The sequence below is a fragment of the Ferruginibacter sp. genome (genome assembly GCF_031430955.1).
Classification (GTDB): Bacteria; Bacteroidota; Bacteroidia; order Chitinophagales; family Chitinophagaceae; genus Ferruginibacter.
Window position 1 is genome coordinate 1 of sequence record NZ_JANPCM010000241.1, and the last position, 7553, is coordinate 7553.

The window sequence follows — 7553 nt, forward strand, 5'->3', positions numbered from 1 at the left end:
CTGATGGTGTGGTGATGCACATTTACTTTTTTGGCAAAGCCTGTAATTTTTATAATGCGCTGTTATAATAAGCAGCACGGCAATGGCTAAAAACAAATATTCAAACCGAATAAAAAATTGTTTTAATACCAGGAAAATAAAACCCAAAGCAAAAATTAATACCGGTATAAAAGAACGGTGGTGCGTTATGTAGCCGTGATACAAAGAATAAACGCCTACCACAAAAGCCAGCGCAATCATGCCCCACTCAAAAAAAGAATTATGAATTATATTGATGCCAAAAATAGGCAAACTGGTTACAATCACCGGCAATAATGCACAATGAATGGCACAGGCAACAGAAGTGCCAATACCCAAAGCGTCCCAGTTTAATTTTATATTCATTTTTATGGAGGGCAAAGATAGTATATTTGCAATAAGGTTGCAACTTTTAAAAAAGAGTAAAACAACATTTTTTACCCAATTGCATCCGGCGTAAATTTGCAAAAAAATATTTGTATGAGTAAGAAGTTGCTGCTGTATGTAGTTTTTTTTTCTTTGTTGCTGGGGGCTTTTTATTTAATGGTGTTCAGCGATTACGATTTTTCAAAATCTAATCTTTTGGTTAGAAATGCTAATGTCGACAATTTTTCTTTTGTTAATCAAAACGGAAAAAATATTACGCAACGTGATGTGGAAGGCAAAGTATACGTGGCAGAATATTTTTTTACCACCTGCAAAGGTATTTGCCCCATAATGAATGCCAACATGCGGCGGGTGTATGATGCATTTAAAGATGAACCCAACTTTATGATATTGTCGCATACCTGCATGCCCGAAACAGATTCGGTACCCTTGTTAAAAGCTTACGAAGCAAAAATGATTGATGGTAAACTTTTAAAAAATGAAGACGGCTCTTATAAAATTGCGTACGACTCTACAACTAAACCTCTAAACCCCATACCCCTCAACCTCAACTGGAACTTCGTTACCGGCAGCAAAGCATCATTGTATAAAATGGCCCGGCTGGATTATGGTATTGATAATGGTAAACCCGACAGCACACAATTAATAAAAGATCAGTTTATACATACCCAATTTTTTGCTTTGGTAGATAAACAAAGAAGGGTGAGAGGAATGGTGTATGATGGATTAAATAATGAAGAGATTAATAATTTAATTAATGACATTAAAGGATTGCTGAAAGAAAAAGTTACCAGTAAAAGATTTATGAATGGATTTAGCAGCGACCCGAATTAATGGCGTGAATGGCGAATGGTCAATATAAAATTTGTACACGTTATCTTACTCACGACTGACGACTCACCGCTCACGATAGAAGCCTCACTAACTTTATTTAACTTTACAATGTAATGAACAACCTTCTCGATATATTAAAAAAGAACCAGCTCAGCGTAACTGATGGCCGTAAAAAAATATTAGAATTATTTTTAAACAGCCCCGGTGCACTGGCACATGCCGATATTGAAAAAAGCACCGGCGAAATTTTTGACCGGGTAACCGTATACAGAACACTGCAAACTTTTGTTGATAAAGGTATTATCCATAACATACCTACTACCGATAATTCTATTTTATATGCCCTGTGCAAACAGGATTGCGAAGCCGGACACCACCACGATAACCACGTACATTTTATTTGCGATGTTTGTTTTAAAACTACCTGCCTCGATGATGTAACTGTGCCCGAAGTAAAACTGCCCAAAGGCTTTAAACCCAAACATGCCCAAATGGTAGTGAGTGGAATTTGCGATGATTGTAAATAATTTTTTAAAGGCGTATTTTTCAAATTTTTATTTTAGCCTTTTTAAAACAGGGGAAAATCTGTTTACAATTGGAGCTGTGTTTTTTACCCATACAACTTCCAATGGCTTTAACTTAGCCAAATATAATTACTGCTATTCTGTATCAAAAAATTCCTAACCCTGCTTAACTGCAAATGAAGTACCTAAATAAATTTTTCAGCAAAAAAAATTATTACTACAATGTTGTTTAAAAAAATACTTTTAATGTGCTTTTTTTTAGGGAGCACTGCCGTACATGCTCAAAAAATAAAAAGCCAGGCAACTTTCAGAACATTAAAAACCGCCACTTCTTTACTGGAAGCTCAGCAGTTTGAAGCGGCTGAAGAATTTTTTAAAAAAGGATTGGAAAAAGCGATACAATTTGAAGATGTTTATTGCATGGCATTTGCCAACGAAGGTTTGGGTAATTATTACACCAAAACAGAGCAGCCCGAACTGGCTGTAAAATCGTACAAAAAAGCTATTGCATTATACCGCAGCCAGAATTTAAATATAATTGCCAATGTGGTGGAAAGCCTTTTAAAAAGTGTGCAGGGCATTGGTGATTTATACGCCGGTATTGAAGTGGGCGCAAAAGGAATTAAACTTAGTATTATTGATGTAACACTTAATAAAGACAGGCAGTACGATTACGTTTTAAAATTAGATACCTCTATAAATACAGATGCTGCATCGCTGTCTTATCAAAGTGAAAAAGAAAGCAGGGATGCTATTGCAAAGCTGATGGATATTGTTGTGAACCGTTTTAAGGTGGTAAGTAAACGAACTTATATTGTAATCAGCAGCGGATTAAAACAGGAGCTGGACAGGTATGAAAAAGTAGATTATTTTGCAAACGTCATCCGCCCTAAAGAAATTGACACTGCCATTCATATAATGTATGTAACACCCGGGCAGGAAGCGGAATTGAGTTTTATAGGTATTGTACCGCAAAAAAACCGTTACAGTAATAACCAGTTAGATATTGGAAGCGGTAATACCAAAGGCGGCTATTTTACCAGCAATAAAAAATTTGTACCAGTTAATTTTTCTTTGGGCACAAAATCTTTTCAGCGTTTGGTAGATGCTAAAGTGCAGGGAAATTTAGAAGTGTTTTTAAAAACAGCAGAACAAATTATTAAAGACAGTTTAATAAAAGTAATGATTGATGAATTGGTTGGTAAGCCAGATTTTAAATCAAGAGATGCGGTGTATTTATCTGGAGGAATTGTATGGTCAATAGCTTCGCTGATGTATCCGCAAAGTGCCGTTAATAATTATACGGAACTTAGCAGCGGCGATATTACAGCATTTCGCCAAAAAGTGTTTTCAGATTATAACGGGCTTACTCATCCCGATATTTCTGTTATACAAAACGCAGACGAAGCTAAAGCAACGCAAAAAAATATTAATCGTGTAATAAATACCTACGATCAAAAAGCTTTGCTTGCCGGCACTGTTTGGTTAGATGAACTGGTAAAACAAATCAATACCATCAACCCCGGCAAAAAATTTATTTTTCCAAAATATGCTTATGTGGGCTGGATAAGCGGATATATTATTAAGAAAGTAAATCAGCAATTTTTGGGTTTGGTAAAGTGAAAAGGGAAACGATTTTATTTATTCTTCACCATACCTTTGTTAAATATTCCTGCATATTGAGTGATTGAATAAAACATTTCTATTTAACTAAGAAAAAAAGTAAATTTGGTTATCAAATTAGTTATCTATGTACGGAGAAGCAAAAAAATTACACCTGATAGAAGAGATTCTTAAAATTGAGAATGATGCAGTTTTAGATGAAGTGGAAACTGTTATCAGTAAAAATAAATTAGTTGCAGTATATTTTAAAAGCTTTAAAGTTTTTGCATGAATATGGATAGCTTCAGAAGCCGATGAAATGAAACGTATTATTGAAGAAAGCTGCGAACAAATCAACCCCGATGACTGGAAATAAATTATTGATAGATACTAATATTGTAATAGAATTATTTAAAGGCGATATGCAGATAGCTGCTGTTTTAGAAGCACAGGAAAAAGTTTATATACCTGCTGTTGTTTTAGGAGAGTTATATTTAGGTGCTTACCGTTCTAATAATTTATAAAAAAAACTTCTGGAAATTAAAAATTTTTTACCCAAGTGTATTATTTTAAATGTAGATAATACCACTGCAGAAAATTATGGCATAATTAAAACCGGGTTGCTTAATAAAGGGAAACCAATACCGGAGAATGATATATGGATAGGCGCAACAGCCATACATTACCAACTGCCACTTTATACTAACGATGCTCATTTTAAAGAAGTGGAAGGATTAGAATTGGTTTGATTTACTTATTATGTAGTAAGGAAAAGTTTTATTTTTCCATCTCCCCCTTCACAAACTCCATCAGCACTTTTATTTTCTCCGGGCTAAAATCAAATTTTAATCCGGCGGTCTCAAATAATTGAGGCAAAGTTTTAGTACCCCCAAATGCCAATGCATTGCAGTATTTGTCCATTGCCAATTGCCTGTTTTCTTTAAACTGCATCCACATGCCAATAGCACCCAGTTGCGCAATACCATATTCAATATAATAAAACGGCACTTCAAATAAATGTAACTGGCGCTGCCAGGCATTGCTGCGGTAATTTTCTAATCCGCTGTAATCAATTACATCATCAGCAAACTCATTTAAAATTTCGTTCCACTTAATGGTGCGTTGTTCGTTGGTATGAGCAGGATTTTCATAAATCCAGTGTTGAAATTTATCAATCGTAGCAATCCACGGAAAAATTGTTATCACCCTTTCTAACTGGTGTTCTTTTGCTCTCTGCAGATCGGCATCGTTATCAAAAAAAGTTTCCCATTCATCCATACTGAATAATTCCATTGCCATGCTGGCCACTTCGGCAATTTCCATTGGGTATTCCTTAAAACCGCTGAGTTCTAAAGGATGTGCTAAAAAAGAATGTACCGCATGGCCGCCTTCATGCACCATTGTAGTTACATCATGCATCTGCCCCGCAGCATTCATAAAAATAAATGGTGCACCGCTTTCAGCTAACGGACAGTTGTAGCCGCCGGGAGCTTTTCCCTTCCTGCTTTCCAGATCAAGATGTTTTAATTCGTTCATCTTTTTAAGGCAGTCGCCAAAAAACGGACGCAGCTTAGTAAAGCACTCAATAGATTTATTTATTAATTCTTCGCTTGTTTTAAAAGGTCGCAAAGGCTCGGTGCCTGCGGGTTCTGCATCGATGTCCCATGGCCTCAAAGTATCTAACCCTAATTTTTGTTTTTTCTTTTGATAAATAATATTTACCAAAGGCATTACATGCAACTTTACCGCTTCGTGAAATTGAAAACAATCTGCTGCGGTATAATCAAAACGGCCCAGCTCCTTAAAACGGTAATCCCTGTAATTTTTAAAACCGGCATTAATCGCTTCTTTATTTCTTTTTTCAATAAGTTGATTGTATAAATCACTTAATGGTGCAGTATCTTCCAGCCGCCTGTCCTGCATTTTTCTGTACACTTCTTCTCTTTTATTTCTGTCGGCGCTTTCTAAAAACTTAGCAGCCTGTTGCAAAGTATATTCCTGCCCATCAACATCCACCATCATTTTGCCTGTAATAACGCCATACTGTTGTTGCAAAACAGAAAGCTCTGCCTGCAAAGGAATATTTTCTTCTCTGAATAGTTCAATACTTTTTTTTACGCTGCGGAGATAAGTAAAATATTTTGCAGCATCCAGTTCACCGGCTAAGGGATGTGCCACTAATTTTTTATTGAGTGCATCGGCATAAGGTTGAATTTTGGGTTGTATTTCCATACAAAAAAAATTAAAAGCTTCTTCCAAACTTTTATTTTCTGTATCGCAGGTCATGCGTATTTGCCGCCAGCAGGCATCTTCATTAACCATGGCTTCCAGTTCGCTCTGTTCTTTCAGCCATTGTTCCAAACTTTCTTTGGTATCAATATTTCTTTCTAATAAATTTTTAAAAAATGGTTCCAGGCTGCTCCAGTCCGTTAGTACAAAATTTTCAGGAACAAAATGGCGGGGGAGTTTTTTTATATCGGCGGTGTACATGGTGAATGGTCAATTGTGAATGGTGAATAGAAGCTTGTAAAACCTTAAAAATCCTGCTACACTTGTAAAGCCATAGCAGGATTTTGTATTTTAAAAAATTCGTGTTGATCTGTGTAACCTGCCTGCCGGCAGGCAGGTCCGTGGCCAACCTACGCCATCTTCCTCGGCGAATTTATTTTTTTAGCCGGTGCATTATTTTTTACCGATGCAGTTTTTTGTTCTGTTGGTTTTGCTTTGGCAACACTTGCTTCAGCACCTTCCTGCGGTACTTCGCTCAGCTTTATTTCTACATTGTTTTTTACCAAAACCTCAAACCACTTTATCATCTTTTTAGTATCGCTGGCATACACCCTGCTAAAATCCATATCAGGATATACTTTTCCAAAATAGGCTTTTACTGCTTTTGCGTCACTAGCATCAGGTAATTTTTCGGTGCTGGCCTTCATGGCCAAAAATACTTCCGATAAATTCACATTATCTTTTACTGTAAATACTTCAATACTTTCTAAATGCGAAAAACTGTGTATGCGGCTGCTTACAAATTGTGTGGTGTTATCTTCTAAAGAACGAACTACTGCACCGTCTGCTTTCGACGATAACAATTCAAATAACCCACTTTTGCCGGTAACGGAAGCTAATTTATTATAATCCATACTCATAAAATTTTAGGGCTGCAAGTTAATTGTAAAAAAGCAAATTAACCAATGTATATTAATGAGAGGATTTGTTAAAAAATAAGCAGAAACCAGCAGATTATTTTCTTTGCGACAGTTTTTTTCAACTGCGGCGTCTAAAGTAATATGCAGTTAAAATTTACAGATAAAAAAGTATGGGTGTTTTTAGTTTCAGGATTAATTTCTTTAGCAGCTAACAGCCAAAATATAACCCTTAAAGGAAAACTAACTGATAAGAATGATAAAGCTCCCATAGCAGGGGCAACTATAGCACTTATAATGCAAAGCGACAGCACACAAAAAACGTTGAAGGTTACTGACAATAAAGGCAATTTTCAGTTTAGTAATTTATTGCCCCAGGCTTATGTAGTACAAATAAGTTTTACAGGCTACGAAAAAATTGAACAAAAAATAACTTTACAGGCAAGTAATAAAGATGCTATTCCTTTTGCCATTGCAAAAATTGCGACTGATTTAACTGGTGTAACTGTAATTGCAAAAACCCCACCCGTAAAACAAAAAGGCGATACCACTGAATTTAGCGCCAGCCAGTTTAAAGTAAACCCCGATGCTACTGCCGAAGACCTGATAAAAAAATTACCTGGTATTACTGTTGCAAAAGATGGCACGGTAACAACAATGGGCGAGCAGGTAAAAAAAGTAACGGTAGACGGTAAAGATTTTTTTGGTGATGATGCAACAGCTGCATTAAAAAATTTACCTGCCGAAGTAATTGATAAAATTCAGGTATTCGACAGGCTGAGCGATCAGGCACAGCTAACAGGTTTTGATGATGGCAACTCTGTAAAAACAGTAAACATTGTAACCAAATCAGGAATAAAGAACGGCCAGTTTGGAAGAATATATGCCGGTGCAGGAACCGACAGCCGTTACAGTGCAGGTGGCAATATTAGTTTTTTTAATGGCAACAGGCGCTTATCGTTAGTGGGCAATTTTAATAATATTAATATGCAAAATTTTGGCAGCCAGGATTTGTTGGGAGTTACAAGTACTGGTGGTGGCG

8 protein-coding genes and 1 pseudogene are annotated in these 7553 nt (G+C 36.3%); 6 read left to right on the top strand and 3 right to left on the bottom strand.

Going from position 1 to position 7553, the window contains the following annotated elements:
• On the bottom strand, positions 1 to 384 hold a 384-nt coding region (locus tag ACY65O_RS06710; protein ID WP_462220082.1), incomplete at its 3' end, for a MerC domain-containing protein.
• Between the two features lie 114 nt (positions 385 to 498).
• Between ACY65O_RS06710 and ACY65O_RS06715 the strand changes: the two genes are divergently transcribed.
• The 5 genes and pseudogenes from ACY65O_RS06715 to ACY65O_RS06735 all read left to right on the top strand — a co-directional run bounded on the left by ACY65O_RS06715 (position 499) and on the right by ACY65O_RS06735 (position 4114).
• Positions 499 to 1239: an SCO family protein gene (locus tag ACY65O_RS06715; protein WP_462220083.1), complete on the top strand. Its 741-nt coding sequence runs from the start codon at positions 499 to 501 to the stop codon at positions 1237 to 1239.
• 113 nt (positions 1240 to 1352) lie between these two features.
• Complete coding sequence (locus ACY65O_RS06720) at positions 1353 to 1766, top strand: Fur family transcriptional regulator (RefSeq protein WP_462220084.1); 414 nt, start codon at positions 1353 to 1355, stop codon at positions 1764 to 1766.
• A gap of 243 nt (positions 1767 to 2009) precedes the next feature.
• Positions 2010 to 3386 carry a tetratricopeptide repeat protein gene (locus ACY65O_RS06725; RefSeq protein ID WP_462220085.1) on the top strand — a complete coding sequence of 459 codons (1377 nt, stop codon included), beginning with the start codon at positions 2010 to 2012 and terminating at the stop codon, positions 3384 to 3386.
• A 127-nt stretch (positions 3387 to 3513) separates the two neighbouring features.
• Positions 3514 to 3657 (top strand): hypothetical protein, encoded by a 144-nt coding sequence (locus tag ACY65O_RS06730; RefSeq protein WP_462220086.1) that lies wholly within the window; start codon positions 3514 to 3516, stop codon positions 3655 to 3657.
• A gap of 70 nt (positions 3658 to 3727) precedes the next feature.
• Positions 3728 to 4114, top strand: a pseudogene (locus ACY65O_RS06735) (PIN domain-containing protein).
• 28 nt (positions 4115 to 4142) lie between these two features.
• On the opposite strand, the gene ACY65O_RS06740 reads toward ACY65O_RS06735, so the two are convergent.
• Together ACY65O_RS06740 and ACY65O_RS06745 are read right to left on the bottom strand one after the other, a co-directional pair.
• On the bottom strand, positions 4143 to 5855 hold the full coding sequence (locus ACY65O_RS06740; protein WP_462220087.1) for a M3 family oligoendopeptidase: 1713 nt from the start codon (positions 5853 to 5855) through the stop codon (positions 4143 to 4145).
• A gap of 149 nt (positions 5856 to 6004) precedes the next feature.
• Entirely contained in the window at positions 6005 to 6508 is a 504-nt protein-coding gene (locus ACY65O_RS06745) for a DUF5606 family protein (protein WP_462220088.1), read from the bottom strand.
• 147 nt (positions 6509 to 6655) lie between these two features.
• On the opposite strand from ACY65O_RS06745, the gene ACY65O_RS06750 reads away from it, so the two are divergent.
• The coding region (locus ACY65O_RS06750; protein WP_462220089.1) for a carboxypeptidase regulatory-like domain-containing protein at positions 6656 to 7553 on the top strand (898 nt) is incomplete at its 3' end.

Excerpts from the sequence above, each read along its gene's own strand:
- ACY65O_RS06715 (WP_462220083.1), top strand. The coding sequence starts at position 499 with ATGAGTAAGAAGTTGCTGCTGTATGTAGTTTTTTTTTCTTTGTTGCTG.
- ACY65O_RS06720 (WP_462220084.1), top strand. The coding sequence starts at position 1,353 with ATGAACAACCTTCTCGATATATTAAAAAAGAACCAGCTCAGCGTAACT.
- ACY65O_RS06725 (WP_462220085.1), top strand. The coding sequence starts at position 2,010 with ATGTGCTTTTTTTTAGGGAGCACTGCCGTACATGCTCAAAAAATAAAA.
- ACY65O_RS06730 (WP_462220086.1), top strand. The coding sequence starts at position 3,514 with ATGTACGGAGAAGCAAAAAAATTACACCTGATAGAAGAGATTCTTAAA.
- ACY65O_RS06740 (WP_462220087.1), bottom strand. The coding sequence starts at position 5,855 with ATGTACACCGCCGATATAAAAAAACTCCCCCGCCATTTTGTTCCTGAA.
- ACY65O_RS06745 (WP_462220088.1), bottom strand. The coding sequence starts at position 6,508 with ATGGATTATAATAAATTAGCTTCCGTTACCGGCAAAAGTGGGTTATTT.